General features: G+C 41.9%; 13 protein-coding genes. 1 reads left to right on the top strand and 12 read right to left on the bottom strand.

Annotated features, from left to right (window positions below):
• Positions 1–11: 11 nt before the first annotated feature.
• The 3 genes from RLO19_RS02330 to RLO19_RS02320 all read right to left on the bottom strand — a co-directional run bounded on the left by RLO19_RS02330 (position 12) and on the right by RLO19_RS02320 (position 3,482).
• Positions 12–1,148, bottom strand: coding sequence for a sensor histidine kinase (locus RLO19_RS02330; RefSeq protein WP_446353486.1), 1,137 nt, complete (start codon positions 1,146–1,148; stop codon positions 12–14).
• A gap of 78 nt (positions 1,149–1,226) precedes the next feature.
• Positions 1,227–1,931, bottom strand: a complete 705-nt coding sequence (locus RLO19_RS02325; protein WP_446353485.1) for a response regulator — start codon at positions 1,929–1,931, stop codon at positions 1,227–1,229.
• 645 nt (positions 1,932–2,576) lie between these two features.
• Positions 2,577–3,482 (bottom strand): CoB--CoM heterodisulfide reductase iron-sulfur subunit B family protein, encoded by a 906-nt coding sequence (locus RLO19_RS02320; RefSeq protein ID WP_446353483.1) that lies wholly within the window; start codon positions 3,480–3,482, stop codon positions 2,577–2,579.
• A gap of 349 nt (positions 3,483–3,831) precedes the next feature.
• Between RLO19_RS02320 and RLO19_RS02315 the strand changes: the two genes are divergently transcribed.
• Entirely contained in the window at positions 3,832–4,629 is a 798-nt protein-coding gene (locus RLO19_RS02315) for a Uma2 family endonuclease (RefSeq protein ID WP_446353481.1), read from the top strand.
• A 222-nt stretch (positions 4,630–4,851) separates the two neighbouring features.
• Here the strand turns inward: RLO19_RS02315 and RLO19_RS02310 are convergent, their stop codons facing one another.
• From RLO19_RS02310 to wbuZ, 9 genes are all read right to left on the bottom strand, one after another.
• The gene (locus RLO19_RS02310) at positions 4,852–5,850 is read right to left on the bottom strand and encodes an MraY family glycosyltransferase (protein WP_446353479.1); all 999 of its coding nucleotides are present in this window, start codon (positions 5,848–5,850) and stop codon (positions 4,852–4,854) included.
• Between the two features lie 209 nt (positions 5,851–6,059).
• Positions 6,060–7,028, bottom strand: coding sequence for an NAD-dependent epimerase/dehydratase family protein (locus RLO19_RS02305; protein ID WP_446353477.1), 969 nt, complete (start codon positions 7,026–7,028; stop codon positions 6,060–6,062).
• A complete protein-coding gene (locus RLO19_RS02300; RefSeq protein ID WP_446353475.1) occupies positions 7,025–8,272 on the bottom strand; it encodes a glycosyltransferase family 4 protein in 1,248 nt (415 codons plus the stop codon). Before RLO19_RS02300 ends, RLO19_RS02305 begins: the two co-directional genes overlap by 4 nt.
• Positions 8,273–8,629: 357 nt before the next feature.
• Positions 8,630–9,871, bottom strand: coding sequence for a hypothetical protein (locus RLO19_RS02295; RefSeq protein WP_446353473.1), 1,242 nt, complete (start codon positions 9,869–9,871; stop codon positions 8,630–8,632).
• 49 nt (positions 9,872–9,920) lie between these two features.
• Positions 9,921–11,123: a lipopolysaccharide biosynthesis protein gene (locus RLO19_RS02290; protein WP_446353472.1), complete on the bottom strand. Its 1,203-nt coding sequence runs from the start codon at positions 11,121–11,123 to the stop codon at positions 9,921–9,923.
• Between the two features lie 257 nt (positions 11,124–11,380).
• Positions 11,381–12,748, bottom strand: coding sequence for a capsular polysaccharide export protein, LipB/KpsS family (locus tag RLO19_RS02285; protein WP_446353470.1), 1,368 nt, complete (start codon positions 12,746–12,748; stop codon positions 11,381–11,383).
• A 182-nt stretch (positions 12,749–12,930) separates the two neighbouring features.
• Positions 12,931–13,983, bottom strand: a complete 1,053-nt coding sequence (pseI, locus tag RLO19_RS02280; protein WP_446353468.1) for a pseudaminic acid synthase — start codon at positions 13,981–13,983, stop codon at positions 12,931–12,933.
• An 84-nt stretch (positions 13,984–14,067) separates the two neighbouring features.
• The gene (gene pseG / locus RLO19_RS02275; RefSeq protein ID WP_446353466.1) at positions 14,068–15,570 is read right to left on the bottom strand and encodes a UDP-2,4-diacetamido-2,4,6-trideoxy-beta-L-altropyranose hydrolase; all 1,503 of its coding nucleotides are present in this window, start codon (positions 15,568–15,570) and stop codon (positions 14,068–14,070) included.
• Positions 15,571–15,593: 23 nt separating this feature from the next.
• Complete coding sequence (gene wbuZ / locus RLO19_RS02270) at positions 15,594–16,352, bottom strand: glycosyl amidation-associated protein WbuZ (RefSeq protein ID WP_446353465.1); 759 nt, start codon at positions 16,350–16,352, stop codon at positions 15,594–15,596.
• Positions 16,353–16,355 lie beyond the last annotated feature (3 nt).

Genomic DNA, 16,355 nt, shown 5'->3' with positions numbered 1-16,355 from the left:
TTTAGGACAACTTATGCTAAAGGCAGATAAAACCGAAACGTACTGCCAACCCCTAGCTGACTTTCTACCTCAATCTCACCCCCTTGCAATTCCACCAACCGCTTCGAGATAGCTAACCCTATCCCCGTTCCCCCGGTATTCGGATTGCGCGACTTTTCCGCCCGCCAGAACCGTTCAAACACATGAGGGACATGCTCTGGGGCAATACCCATACCCGTATCGGTTACCGCAATCCATAACCGAGAAATAATACCTTTTCGTCCATCCCGTTTTACCCATACCCGAACGGTAATCGTACCCGTTGGAGTATGTCGAATCGCATTGCCTAAAAGATTCACCAATACTTGTTCCAATCGGTCACTATCTGCCAATACCCGAGGCAATTTTTCTGGACAATCTAAATGCAAAACAGGACCTTCTTCCAACACCTGATCCCCAAACTTTTGCACTAGCGATTCTAGCAGGGGACGCACATTCACAGGTTCAACTTTTATGGGCAGATAACCTGCTTCGGCTTTCGAGAGTTCCTGTAAATCGTTAATTAACCGTTCCAACCGTCGCGTTTCTTTTGCCAACTGCTGATACATTGCAGGCGTTGCTTCCATCCGGTGTGTGGCAAGTTCTTCTAAATAACCTCGCAGTACCGTCAGAGGGGTTCGCAGTTCATGAGTCAAATCACTGACTAAATCTCGCCGCCGCTGTTCCACATCTTCTAAACTCACCGCCATCTGATTAAAACTGGTGGCGAGTTGATTAATTTCAGGAATTTCACTAGGCGGAAGTCGTTCATCTAGCTTACCCGCCGCAAATTGTTGAGTAATGTCTTCGATTTGAGTCAGGGGTTTGACAATGCGACGAGACAACCAGTAACTAAGTCCTCCAGCCGCCGTTGTGCCAACGATAACCGACCAAAACGTGCCGCGATTCCAGGCGGTTTGAAATCCTTGTAATAGGGAGGTACGGGCAACGCGAAAGATGACTCCTTTGCCTTCTAGTTGTTGTAGATGCAAAATAAAGAAGCGCGGCGAAGATACTTTACTGATAATTAACAGGGAACCTACGCCGACAATCATCACCAACAAGTGGGAGAGAAACAGGCGCGAGACTAAGGGTAAGGATTGGCGGTGGCGTAAACTGGTTTTACTCATGATTACTGTAGGGGCAACCCGCTTGGTCTACTTAACAACACCATAAATTTATATAAGAGGGGTTTGGTGACCAAACCCCTACGGGCTATCTTCAAATTTATAACCAACGCCGATAACGGTTTTAACAAAAGTAGGATTACTCGGATCAGGTTCTATTTTTTTCCGCAATCGGGCGACATGGGTATCAACCACCCGTTCATCACCAAAGAAGTCATTCCCCCAAAGCTTATCAATCAGTTGAGTCCGATTCCAAACTCGACCGGGTTGACTGATAAAGGTGGCTAACAGATTAAATTCTAACGTGGTTAAATCCAGGGGTTCTGATTCCTCAGAATCCAGTTGGCGACTAGCAGTATGTTGATCCACATCTACTGTAAAATGTTGGGTACGGTAGACGAGGGACTGTCCGCCGTGACGCAAACTACGCCGCAATAACGCCCGGACTCTAGCCACCAGTTCGGTAGGACTAAAGGGTTTGACTAGGTAATCATCGGCACCTGTTGATAGACCAATTACGCGGTCAATTTCCTCTCCCTTCGCCGTCAGCATTAGAATATAGGGGTCTTTGGGTCCCGGTTTTTGGCGAATTCGGGCGCAAACCTCCAGTCCATCCAATCCGGGTAGCATTAAGTCCAGAATAATCACATCCGGTTGCTGGGTTTGGAATGCTTGTAAGGCGGCTAGTCCATCGCGACAGGAGTAGCAGGTAAATCCTTCCCGTTCTAGGGTGAGTTGGATGAGTTTGGCGATTTCCGCTTCGTCTTCAACGATTAAAATATCCATACAGTAAAGGTATCCTGGCGAGGAGGAAGTCACAGCTACACTGGCCCTTGCGTCCGCCTGCGCGGACTGAATTATAAAGCTGTAGGTTGGGTTGAGGAACGAAACCCAACCAAACGAAACCCAACAAGCGCAGCGAGAGCGTGAACATTCTGTCAAACCTGACATGCTCCCATAAAGTCCGTCTACGGGGACTAGAAAGGGGGTAATCAACCCGGATTTGGTATTAGACGCCGGATTGGGGATGGCTTTTGCCTGTGCTTGTTTCTACCATACCTCATCCCCATTCATCAGACGACAGCGAGGAAGCCCAAGTTTTGTTGAGGGTGGGGCTTGAATGCAGAGGCGCGATCGGGTTATAAATTTTCAGGTTAAATCGGGCGCACGGGGTGTGGGACAGTTCTCATCCATCAAATTAGATGTGCCACGTCAGTAGTGGACTGACACAGCTAAAATTGTGGAATAGATTTGACGGTGAAATTGGGCGCACACCGTGCGCCCCTACAATACTAATCCACCATTTTAGGTGTGCCACGCCGCCATCGTGTGAAAGCGCTTGCGTAACGCACCTTATTCTCAACCGCGATCGCATTGCGGGTTATTAGATCCCCAACCTTCAACAAGTCGAGGATCGGGTAGGGGAATGGATTATAAGCCCAATTTCTCTAAAACAGGTCGTGTGGACACAATATGCTTACTCAACCCCAACTCCTTTGGTGGAATACCGAGCGCCAAGGCGACTAATTGCGGTAAATGTAACACCGGTAATCCCAGCTTACGCTCAATTACCTTTTCCACTTCCGGTTGACGAGAGTCAAGATTAAGGTGGCACAATGGGCAAGGTGTTACCATACAATCTGCCCCAGCGTCAATTGCTTCTTGGATATGTTTCCCCGCCATTTGGAACGATTGCTCGGTCGCATAACTGGCAATGGGCCAACCACAACACTGGGTTCGCCCGCGATAATAGACAGGAGTTGCCCCAACTGCTCGGAATACATTTTCCATCGATTCGGGGTGAAACGGGTTGTCATAAGGGATTGTGGTCTGCCCTCTGAGCAAATAACAGCCGTAGAAGGCGGCACATTTTAACCCGCTTAATTTTCGGGTAACCCGTTCTCGTATGGCGTCTAGTCCATAATCGGCTACTAACGCCCACAGCAAATGCTTGACTTCGCTGTTCCCCTTATAAGGAGAACAGCCCTCTTTTTTCAGTAAGCCATTAACTTGATCAATATAGCCCGGATCAGTCTGTTGAAATTCCTTCAAGCGTTCATCAACATGACCAATAACCCCCTGACAGGTGCTGCAATGGGTCAACAGGGGTAGATTGAGTTCCTCCGCCAAGGCAATATTACGGGCATTTACGGTATCTTCCAGCAATCGGGAATCTTCCTTAAATGTGCCAGAACCGCAACAGGAAGCTTTTTTCAGTTCAATCAGTTCAATACCCAAGGCTTGAGTCAGGGCGGCGGTTGATTGGTACAATTCTCGGCAAGCGCCTTGGGCGACACAACCGGGAAAGTAAGCGTATTTTAGGGTTTGAGATGGCATAGCAGTTAATCTGGATTCTCAGGATCAATTATCCCATCGCTAATTCTAATGGGTAACTTTCACGGGATCTGGAAAACCTCTCTCCAAACCTCTCTCCATCCCTCCTTGCCCCCCTTTGAAAGGGGGGTATAAAGGGGGGTTAGAGAGAGAAGGCTTTGAATTCTCCCCCTTCCGTGCAAAAAAAAAGTGAAAAGTCAGGATATACCGTAGGGTGGGCACTGCCCACCAGCTTTGAGCGTGCCTTTCGACTTAAGATGACATGCTCTCGTCGGACAGGGCGCATAATTATACCATAGAGAATTGGTACGACCTGTTTCCTTTGCCAAAACGTTTGAACGCACCACCGCTTATGTATCAAACTGATCCCCCCCGCCCCCCTCAGGAAACTCTACCCACCATGTATGATCTACCCAGTGAAGAGGTGGAGGAACCTGGCTTGCCCGATGAGTTTCACCGATTGCAGGCTGACTTGCTCAGTCAAACTTGCCAACCCCCGAATCAGCCTATCGATCAAGTGTTTGTCGCCAGTGACTTGAACCTTTACTATGATCCGCGTCATCCGCGTTGGTACAAGCGTCCTGATTGGTTTGTCGTTCTTGGGGTGCGCCGATTTACCCAGCAACAGGATTTGCGCTGGAGTTATGTGATTTGGCAGGAGGGGGTTACGCCTTTGCTAGTGGTTGAGTTGCTTTCCCCCGGTACAACACCGGAAGATTTGGGGCAGACATTGCGGGAGGTGAACCAACCGCAGACGAAGTGGGAGGTCTACGAGCGAATTTTGCGTATTCCTTATTATGTGGTGTTTGATCGGTATGTCAATCAGTTTAGAGCTTTTTGTTTATCGGGTACTCGTTATCAGGAGTTATCGCTACAAAATCAGCGGCTGTGGTTGGAAGAACTAAAGTTAGGGCTAGGCATTTGGCAAGGGGTTTTTGAGGAGATTACAGGATTGTGGCTACGTTGGTATGATGGGACTAATCGGTGGATACCTACACCCGCCGAGCAAGCACAGCAGGAACAACAACGGGCTGACCAATTGGAAATGCAGTTAGAGCAGGAGCGTCAGCGAAGTGAGCGGTTGGCAGAACGGTTGCGGGCGTTGGGGATTGATCCAGATGCTTTGAGTGAGGATGACCTAGGACAATGATGTTGCCGACAGTATACTGGGGAGCAAGGTTTCGCGATCGCGAGATAGACCGTATGTTTGGCATTGCCCACCAGCCTTAATCAGCGTGCCATTCGACTGAGGACAATGATTTTGCCGACATTATACTGGGAAGCAAGGTTTCGCGATCGCGACATGCCCTCAAGGGTTGTGAAGGGTCAAAACATACCTTCCTTCATTGCGCCACATAGCGTGAAAAGTCAGCTAAACGATCGCCCTTGTCGCCTGGAGATACATTTCCGCGATCGCGAGCTCTATCAGTACGCCGATTAAACTGAACCAACTCCCCAAAGTACCAAGAGTGGTGATTAATAAGACAATCATACTGGTGGCAATTAGGTAGGTGAGAGCGACTTGGCGATGAGTCCAACCGGATTGCTGAAGCCGCTGGTAAAGATGGCTACGATGCCCCTTAAAGATGTTTTCTTGGCGGATGAGGCGACGGATCAGGGTGTAGATGGCATCAGCGGTTAGTGGGAGTGTCACGGCGAGAGCAGACCAGGCTTGTACGGGGTTATTGGTATTGAGCAGGGCGATGGCGACACTGGCTCCCAAGACGGTGCTACCTGCATCGCCCATAAAGATTTTCGCCGGCGACCAATTCCACCAGAGAAAACCCAGGAGGGCGGCGACAAGCAGCCAGAATAGGGGTTGGTTGAGGTAGAGTGCTAGAAATGCCATCTGGAGGGCGGTAACGCTGGCAACTAGACCATCTAAACCATCCATAAAGTTGTAGAAGTTAATTAGGGCGGTGATGCCAATTAGGGTGAGTGCGATCGCGAGCATTTGACCCACTATACCGAAGTTAGGGAGCCAGGGTAGGGGGAAGGAACCGAAACACGCGATCGCGAGACTGGCGACAGACAGATGCACCAGGTAGCGTATTCTGGCGGGAAGCCCTTGGCGGTCATCAATGATGCCAATGATGGCTAGGGGGGTGAGGATAAGCCACAGCAAAGCTGGGTTGGGGTTAATTAGGGGGTGGGATAGGAGTTGAGGGAAATAACTGGCGAATACAGAGGCAATTAACCCCGTTATGGCAAACGCCAGGATGAAACCCAAGCCACCACCACGGGGAGTGGGTTGGGTATGGGAACTGCGATCGTTGGGAATGTCCAGTAAGTGGTTGCTGAAGCGTCGTTTAATCAGATTAGTCAGGAGGATACTCGCCAGAACACTGGCAGCCGCAAGAACAGTTAACATGCTTGTCTATTAAACTTCTCACACACACTTTTCCTACTATATGACCTATTGGTTTCTGGTGAGTTCCGTTAGAGAGGTATACTTCGCACGGTCAAATTTGTCATTCTGAAAGGAGCGATAGCGGAGTGAAGAATCTCACCAGATGTTACGCTGTATTTCACTAAGCTCTGCATTACAAAAGCTCAGTTTTTGACCGCGAAGATTATACATCAGCGCAAGGTTTTTGAGAGCCCTTCGTCAACGGTGTAGGGTGGTTGCCAGTTTAGGGTGTTTCGGATGTGGCTGCTGTCAACGACGAGGGAACCTAGCAGGCGGTCAATGGTTGAAGTATTCAGAGGTAGGGGGCGTTTAGTGAATTGTTCGATGGTATCTCCTAGATGACCTGCCATTTTGAGCAGGCTGGGTGGTACTGGGAGGAGGTGACAAGGGCGTTCTAAGTGGTAGGCTATCTTACGGATTAGTTCGGGTGTGGAGAGATCTTGACCATCGCTAACCAGGAAGGTTTGGTTTTTGGCGTTGGGGTGAGTTAGGCAAGTCGCGATCGCATCAACGAGATTACCGACGTAGATAAGGCTACGGCGGTTTTTAACGAGACCAAAGGGTAAGGGTAAGCCTCGATTAATGAGTTTAATTAGGCGTTCCATGTTGCCAGGGTTGCCAGAACCGTAGACTAAGGTAGGGCGTAGAATAGTCCAGGTCATGTTGCTTTGGCTGGCAAGATCGATTAAGGCTTGTTCGGCTTGGAGTTTGCTGCGTCCGTAAGGAGCGTCGGGTTGGCAAGGGGAGGTTTCCGTGAGGAGATGGTCGCTTAGGGTTGCCATTGCGCCGATGGAGCTGATAAAGATAAAGTGATTTACTCCTGCGGCAATTGATTGTTTGACAAGGTTAGCTGTACCCTGTACGTTAGCCTTCAAAAATTCTTCTTCTGGGTTGGGGGCTTTATCATGCAAGATATGGGCGCGTGCTGCTAGGTGAATTACAGTGTCAATATCTGTAAGAGCTTGTCCCCATCGGGTTGATCCATCAATATTGCCAACATTTACATGAGTAATATTGGATGATAGTTTGTTTTGCTTTTCACGAACTGCCGCGACAATGTGCATGTTTTGTTTGGTTAGGAGAGGAACTAGACATCCACCAATAAATCCAGTTGCTCCAGTAATTAAAATAGCATTCAATTTCTTGTTTCCTTAATAAAGGTATCAAATACTTCTCTAAAGAGTTCTTTATATTTTTTGTCTGCCTGAGCAAATGTATATTTAGTTTTGGCAGCGATTTCTGCTCTAGCTCCCATCTCAGCACACAATTCAGGATGGGCTGCTGCTAATTTAATTGTGTCTAATAAACCTTCTACATCGCCAGGTTTAACTATCCATCCAATTTCTTCTTCCCGAATTACTTCTGCTAGTTCTGACCAATCATCAGTTAAGGCAATAATCGGCTTACCTGCTGCCATGTGGTTATACATTCGACTAGGAACAGAAATACCAGCCATTCCTTTCAGAAAGGAAATAATAGCAACATCACATGCATTAAGGGAAACTATTTGCTCAGAGCGAGGACGGTCATAGAGGGAGATAAGGCTAAGGTTATTTAGTTTTTGGCTATTGATATAATTTTCTAGCCATATTTTTTTTGCTCCAAAACCCAGAAAAATAAAGTGAATGTGGTTATCTTTATTAAGTATTTCAGCCGCTTTAGCAATATATTCAACGCCATGAGTTCTTCCCATGTTTCCTGCATAAAGAACAACAAAGTAGTCTGTAATATCCAATTTTTTCAACAGTTCATTTTCTCCCTTTTCTGTTGAACTAATGGTTTCATTATCTGCCCAGTTAGGTATGCAATAAATTTTTTGATAATTACCGTATACTTTCGGTTTTAATAGTTTGTTCATATCTCTACCTAGAGTAATAATTTTATACGCTTGGCTGTACAAAACTCGGTTAATTAACAGCCAAGCTTTAACTAGAATTGATGAAGGAGTCAATATTTGCATAGCCACCAAAGCTTCCGGATAAATATCATGCATGAGAAGAACAAAATTACATCCTTTTACGACTTTCAAAAGTAAGGCAATGAATGGTAAAAATGGAGGATTAGTTACTACTAGCACAACATCAGTAGATTTGCACCTGATCAAACACTTTAATAGAATTGCTGCTGAGCTACTTAGTGAGTTTATCAAACGTCCCAGTATATGGTTTTTGTTAAAATTTGTACTATGACACCGAAAAATTTCAACTCCATTGACAACTTCGTATTTATCATGGTTAATTTTTTGCCCAAAATTAGTCGGTATACCAGTTATTACCTGGACATCATACTCTTCTGCTAAACCCATAGCGATTTTTGTCAGTAAATATCCAGTTGATGTCTGTTCAGGAAAAAATATCTCTGTTAGAACGACTACCTTAGCCATTGGTTTTTTTGTTAATTGTTTAGTATTTATTTCCAAGAATAAACCAGTTGTTCAATTATTTATAATAAAGATATAGTAACATTCCATCCTTTTAAATTTTGCTCGATTTTTGATAAAAAAGTAGGAGACAACTTCTGAGCCAATTAGTCCAGACGAGCCAGTAACAAGCATTAATTTCAGTTCAGCTATTCTTTAACTGTACTAAACTAATATTATTATTGCATATTTAGTCTGATAAGTGAGGAAATAAAAAAATATATGAACTTATCAGTTTAAATTTGAATAGTAACCAAGATTTATTCCATTAAAGCACTAGGTCTTTTAAAATTATGTTTCTTAATAAAATGTTAACTTTGATTATTTTATTATACAATTATTATGGTGGCATTTTTTGGTTTTTCGATTTATATTGCTTACTGAGAAAGTATAACCAAGAAGTATCCAAAACAGAGGGTTGTTTGGTACAAAGCTGAGCGACATATCTAAGGAGTAAGTAATCAGGAATAAATATATATCCTGGTGGAGACTAGAATTTCCTAATTTGCTATATAACATTAAAATTCTATATAGCAAAAATAGAATCACTAAAAACGCAGCAGGAAAGCCAGAGTGCATTAAAAAATAATTAAACACCACATCGGGCTGAAGTAGAATATAGCTTTGCCTAGACTGTAAATAAGGCGAAAAATATTCAAGTTCATAAGTTGAACCAAATCCTGCTCCAATAAGCAAACCCATTCCAGAGGGAACTTTACTAAGTGTATCTAAAACACCTTTTGCCTCTGCATCTCTGGCACTTAAGAGAAAAGAAATTGTCGCATTCCCCTCAAAAAAACGTGCAAATCTCTCCATGGTTCCCGCAGTAAAAGGCAACAAATCAATCAGAACATCTTTGAATAGATAAATAACAAATGCCACAACAAAAACAAGGACTATCAAAAACGGTATAAGTAATATTTTAACCGATTGTGAAATAGAATATTTTTTATTTAAAAATACTATCGATAATATAAACATTAGAATTGACCCTAGAATAACACCCCGTTTTCTACCAAGTAAAATAAGCAAGAAAGACGGAATATATAGTAATGGCAATCCTCTGGTAAGTCCAACCGCTTGTGACAACAGTAGAGGACCTGATGAAAATCCTACCTGATTATATTCTAATAAAGGTTGAATTTTAAAGAATACTATAGCATAAGCAGCTAATATAGCCCATGCTGCCACTTGTATAATTTTATTAAATACCCTTCTATCGATAGTCATTATCCTGCCACACCAGTACATTAAAATCATAAAACATGCCGCAAATAGATGACGAATTATAAGGTTGTGTTCAGTATTTATAATTGCCCCCGTTAAAAGCCCTACGCCTGTATAAATACTGAATACAAATATCAATCCGTCTTTAACAAACTTCATCTTTATTACTACAAAAATAGCTGCCAAAATAATTAAAAAAGCGCGGAAGTAAGTTGAGTAGCCTGTATAAATGTGTGCATGTTCAGGAAAATTTGCTTCATAAGTAGTAACAATAAGTATTAAGTAAAAAATGCACGAGGCTACTAATAAATTAACAGATGTGAGCTTTGAAATCATAACAGAGCATATTTGTTAACGCTTACATGCATATTTCTAAAACTTTAGCCTAAGCGCAAAGTTTGTTTACAGCCCATCTGGACAGTAAAAAAGTAGAAATGAAATACAGAATTCTTCCTATTACATAAATACTAGCAAAACTTATTAATGATAATTCCAAAAATGAGCATAAGACTGATAACAATAAAACAACTGTGACTACAAAAATATTTAAGACAAGCAAATATTCTGTCTTGCCAACTGCAACAATGAAATATTCATAATGGCTAACGATTATTACTGATGCTCCCACATAGATTATCGGAATCATTGAATAAGCTGGCAAATATTCTGGAAAGTAATTATATATTAACCACTTAATCATTACAGCAAAAGGATACCCAAATAAAACCAAAAAAACAAATATTATTATTATAAAACGGTTGAGGTTAGCGAGTAACTTATTTGGAGAATCGCCTCGTCCGATGCGATATAATATTTCTGGACTTATCTGTTGATACAGTATGGATTGAATCAGTGAAGCACCTGTTGCTAGAATCATTGCAAACGAATAATACCCAAATATCGTACTCCCCCATTTGCTTATCACAAAAAATCTATCTATATTGGAAGCTGCACTAGTCACAAATCCGTTTAGCATTAAAGGTAAACCAACCCTAAAAATTGGCTTTAATGCTAAAAATTCAGAGAAATTCCAGGAAAAATTATGAATCGTATGTCGAGCTATGATAGCTGTAATAAATCCAGTAATAAAGATTTCTGAACCTAAGATTCCCACATATCCGTACTTACGCGCTAGTAGAGTCCCTAAAAAAATACTCAAGATAGAACGCAAAAACATAATAATGCCGAATTCAAAGGTCATTAGGCGACTGCGAATATCAGCAAGTAAAAGTAAAAATAAAGTCGATACGCCAGCAAACAATCCTGCCATCAAAATGGCTATACCCGTAGACATATCTGGCAAAATGTTACTGGCTAGGAGAATTCCTATGCAAATTGATAGCGCTAAACTAGAGATTACGGTAAAGCCAGCAATCTTGTTACGACTAGATTCCACATCTTTACTGCGACCTTCACCATACCATCTGGGAAAAAGTCCCATTGAACCTTCGTATAGACCGCAACTACAAATATACATGCCATAAGTGGAAAGTAGTAAGGATAGAGAATAGTATCCGAATTCTATTGGAGTAAGAAGTTTTGCATATACAGATATCTTTACTAAGCCTATCAACCCAGAAAGAAGCATAACTATGTAGTAAAAATATATGCGCTTCACCAAATATTACGCTACTCAACTGTAATATTATACATAACTTACAATGGTACTGCCAGTAAAGGATAGCTTTTACCCACAAAGGCGATTGCACTACTCGTAACCTTGCCCTAGACTAGGTTACAGAGATTTTTTTTAAATCAATAATTTAGACAGAGTGTTGAGCGCTTTCTCTGCCGTTAATCTAGGCTATATAAAACTTTAGGAATTTGTAGAGATAAATCCTGGTTTTAGTTTTTTCCTAATGTCAGTAAGTATTCCTTGAGGCTTTCACTCGTAGTTTGTATATTCTCTTCGGTATTCAATTGTGAGTTTAGTAATATACTTCCGCTTATAGTCGATTCCAATAGACTGTGAACTAAATTTTGTTGAGAATTTTTTGTTATTGGTGGGGGTATAAACGATTCTAAATATTTTGGAAGTTCCTCAATTTGTTCAGCTTTATTTAAACACAAGTAATACCCATTTAAATAATAGTAAGGAGTACACATAGTAATTACACGTTTTCCTCTTATGGCTGCTTCTATTCCTGCTGTACCAGCTCCTACAAGAACTATATCCAAATGCTTCATGACAGTACGACTATTGACATCGGCGGGTACTAAAATGAGGTTAGGTATTGACTTTAATTTTTGATAGAATTCAGTTCGGCGGATTCCTAGCATAGCCCAATGCTCCTTGATGACTAAAAGGTATTGACAGCTAAGCTTTTTACATAAGTTTATTATAAATTCTTCATACCTTAAAAAAGTTAGGTCTTTTAGCCAATAGTCTACTGTCATTTCTGGAACATAAGCAAGAGGAATAAATAATGATGGCTTTGGTGATGCCTTCCCTAATCTATATTCCCAGTCACTTTCAAATAAATCAATTCCCTGATAATTAGATAAATCAGTTTGACCCTGATCTAGAGTATGAAAAAATGCGGCTAAATATCTATAGTTTAATGGATCTGCTTTTACCCAACTTAAAATTTTAAAGACTAAATACTTTAACCACCATTGAACAAAATTCCTAAAGTGATCAAAAAAGGAATATCCATAGAATTTTTGTGAGTAAGTAATTCTGTGATTATCGTCTAACAATATTTTTAAAGCAGAGTCAATTTCGGCTTCCGTCGGGGTTCTCACTTTATTCTTCTCACCATATCTAGTAACAATAATAGTATTAGGTATACTTCCACCACATAGCATAATAGTAAACACCCCATGTCTCTCACAGACTCGATAAAAAATGTCTAGAATATAATTATCAACGGACTGCGACATAAAATAACTTGGATTATATTTTTCTATTAGTTCTGTTATTACCTGATACATCGCATGTACCATTCTTTCAGCTTGTTGAGTTGGTAGTAGTCTTAAAACACGACAACGTGTAATAATTTGGCACATATCGTGTGTTGTTATATGTTGCTCTGTAGTGTTTAACTTATAGTATTTATAAAAAGTATTCATCAGATTAATTTTTTCTAAGCCCGGAAAATCACTAAAAGCAATAATTTCTCTATCAAATAAATGATTGGCTACTTTTTTAAGAAAAATATTTAACCGTGGGCGTGTGTAAACTAATACATTTCCATTTATTTTTTTTTTCATTTCTATATAACCTACCTTTGATGAGAAATCAATTGATTTAACTTTCCTTACGCTCTAATAGCAGAAATTCCCAAAATTAACATTTCACCAAATCTTAGGAGTAGCTATAAAAATACTGTCACCTACATCTTCACGAAACATAGCCATATTACCCAATTTACTAACTCTCAAAAACCATCTTTCTAGAGAAGGATGTTCCAACTAACAGGTGTTCCCATCTTGACATCCTTTTTAACAGGTTTTCCTAGCAATAATTCATAGTACTGAGGGGCTAATCCCGATCCAGGACGAACGGATTTAAAGTTGTCTTCTGTCAAAAAATCTCCTGCTTTCATATCTTTGGTAATGTAGAGCGATCGCCTAAATTTTAATGACTCCTTCTCAGCTACTGTCGCACCATACTGTATCCTCCCTAGTGATTGCCAAGCTCTTTCCGACTCTATCACGAGTTGCTGCATTTCTTCCGGTTCCATTGAAAATGCTGAATCTACACCTCCATCAGCCCTACTTAGGGTGAAATGCTTTTCAATAACTGTAGCACCCAAAACAACACTGGCAACGGCAACGCCAATTCCCCTTGTGTGGTCAGATAAACCCACCTGTACACTAAACAGTTCCTGCAAATGGGGAATTGTCAGCAAATTGGTATCCTCTGGCGTGGCTGGATAGGTGCTAGTGCATTTTAGCAGCACTAAGTCTTTACACCCAGCCTCCCTTGCTGTCCGGACTGTCTCATCTAACTCTGCTATCGTTGCCATGCCAGTAGAAATTATCATAGGCTTGCCCGTACTGGCAACCCTACGAATCAGGGGTAGATCAGTATTTTCAAAGGAGGCAATTTTGTAACAAGGTACGTCTAAGGATTCGAGAAAATCAACGGCTGTAGCATCAAAGGGAGTACTGAAGCCAATGATTCCTAATTCCCGACAACGGTCAAAAATTGGTTGATGCCACTCCCAAGGAGTGTAAGCCTTCTGGTATAGCTTGTATAAAGAGTTACCGTGCCATAGGCTATTAGGGTCATCTATGTAAAACTCACCATGATCAATATCCAGCGTCATCGTATCAGCCGTATAGGTCTGAAGTTTTAGAGCGTACACTCCAGACTGGGCGGCATACTCAACAATTTCTAGCGCTCGTCCTAGAGACTGATTGTGATTACCGGACATTTCAGCAATCACAAAAGGAGGATACGCCCTGCCTATTTTTCTACCAAATATATTGAGTTCTTGCATATCTTATTAAAGAGTTAAACAAGAAAATATACAAAATTCTATCATTGATAATATAATTAATTAGTATTACAAAAAATTCTTGTATTACTCTAAACTTTTAAACATAACATAATGTATAGCAACATTACCCTTGATGGTTTTTGTCCCATTTTTTTTAAAAGATGCTTTCTCAAATGCTCCGATTGAAATTTCATTAGTCTGCTTTATAAATGCATAGACAACTTGTAGGGATGTGCGGGTAAAAATTTCCTTCGTTGCTATATCTATAATACGGCTACCATAACCAGAGCAACGTTTGTTTTTGTCTAAACTAATACTCATCTCTGCCTGATTTCTATCCTGCCTCTGAAATCGCACTTGTCCTATTGCTTCGTCCTGATTATCTAGGATGATAAAGATATAACAATTCGAGTCATTAAACTTATTAGAAAACCACTGTAAATGTTTTTCCCAAGGTATGGGTTCTGACGAAAACGAAGCAGCTCTTACTTCGGGATCATTTGCCCATTCCCACAGCAATTTACAATCTTCTTGGCGTACTGGTCTTAATCTCAGAGGTTTATTTTGCAAATGCATCAAAACTCTGGCAGTTCCTTCACCATCTATTAATTCCTGTCCACATCGAGCCATTTCTGCTCGCATCCCCGATGACAGTAGTAATCGCTTCATCGCCTGGGCTATGTCAGTAACAGAAACATCTTCATGCCATCCTAAATTGACAGCTACTCCCATTTCACCGAGTGTTTCAGCGATCGGTCGTTGGTTATCGGCTAGAATCAGAACTATACTGGGCAGACCCATAAAAGCTAATTCCCACGAGGTGCTTCCCCCAGCAACAACCCCTACATCTGCCCAAGCCATCAATTCAGGCATATTTGTCACATTTTTTTCTAAGCGCATAGAACCCCGTGATAGATCAATGGCTAATTGTAACTGCTCATAGTGCGGATTACTGCCACCTACCACAACTACCACTTCTAGTATCTCTGTCTCGATCATTTTTAAGGCTTGAATGACCTTGAGCGTCACATTATCCGCATCTCCACCTCCTAGTGTTACCAAAATCTTGTTCGCTACTGGCGATATGACTCGCTGCCATCCCTGCCACTGCCAAAACTCCTGTCGCAACAGTGCATAGCGAGTTCCCAGCAGCAATTGGGTGTAAGGCTCTCGGTTCACGTACAGAAATTCATCAGCATAAACATTTTGATTTAACACAATATCAGCCCAATAATGCTCCGCGTGTCCATAATCATCAAGGAACAGCAGACTTAACCCAGCTTTTTTGAGAATTTGCTGATACTCAGTCCCGAAGTGATAGCCATCCACAACCACCCAGTTGATACCTAATCCTTTTACCACAGCTACTGTTGCCCTGGCGTCGTCAGTACTTCCGGGCTGAATTGACAGGTGAATAACCTCCAGACTCTCAAGCTTTAAGCGAGTTTCCAAAGCTGGAGTTAGGGTAGCCATCACCAAAATTACTGGCTCCTCAACCTCTTGCCAAGCTTGGGCTATCGCTAAACAGCGCATCAGGTGACCTGTTCCAATTTGAGTAGAAGCATCTGCACGAATAGCTATATTCACGGATTTTCGCAGCTAGGATTGAATTATAATCTCACGTTTATACCTTGTTCGTTCAAAAAATGCTTGGCTTCCAAGGGTGTTTGCTGTGTAAAGTGGAACATACTGGCTCCAGCAACAGCGGATGCGCCCCCCTCAACTAATGCCAAAGCCAGATGGTCGTAGGTTCCTGCTCCACCCGATGCAATCACAGGTATGGAAACAGCATAGCTAACACTTTTAATTAGCTCAAGGTCATAACCTGTCATCATTCCATCACAGTCAATTGAGGTTAGTAAGATTTCACCTGCACCTAGAGCTTCAATTTCCTTAGCCAAGGCTACAGGATCTTTACCAGTAGACTGTGTTCCTGCATGGGTAAAGACTTCATAAGTACCATCAAGTTGTCTTTTTGCATCTATGGATACTACCACACACTGGGAGCCAAATTCTTGGGCAGCTAATAGAATTAACTCTGGTTTTAATAAGACTGCTGTATTAATGGCAACTTTATCGGCACCAACTTGCAACAGTCGCCGAACATCTTCAATTCCTGTGACTCCACCACCCACGGTTAGAGGCATAAAGCACTCATCAGCAATCTCATCAATCGTTTCAAAATCAGGATTACGACCCTCAAGAGTGGCACCAATGTCAAAGAAAACTAGCTCATCCACCTCTCGCATATTATAAACCTTTACAGCCTGCATCACACTTCCTACCCGTCGCCAGCTATTGAATTGGATTCCCTTGACTAAGCCAAAGTTTTTGAACAGCAAAGTCGGCATTACACGAACTTTTAGCATATT

The organism is Coleofasciculus sp. G2-EDA-02 (assembly GCF_040226375.1).
GTDB lineage: Bacteria > Cyanobacteriota > Cyanobacteriia > Cyanobacteriales > Coleofasciculaceae > Coleofasciculus.
The sequence above is the reverse complement of the archived record's forward strand: the minus strand, read 5'-3'. Positions and strand labels throughout refer to the sequence as shown.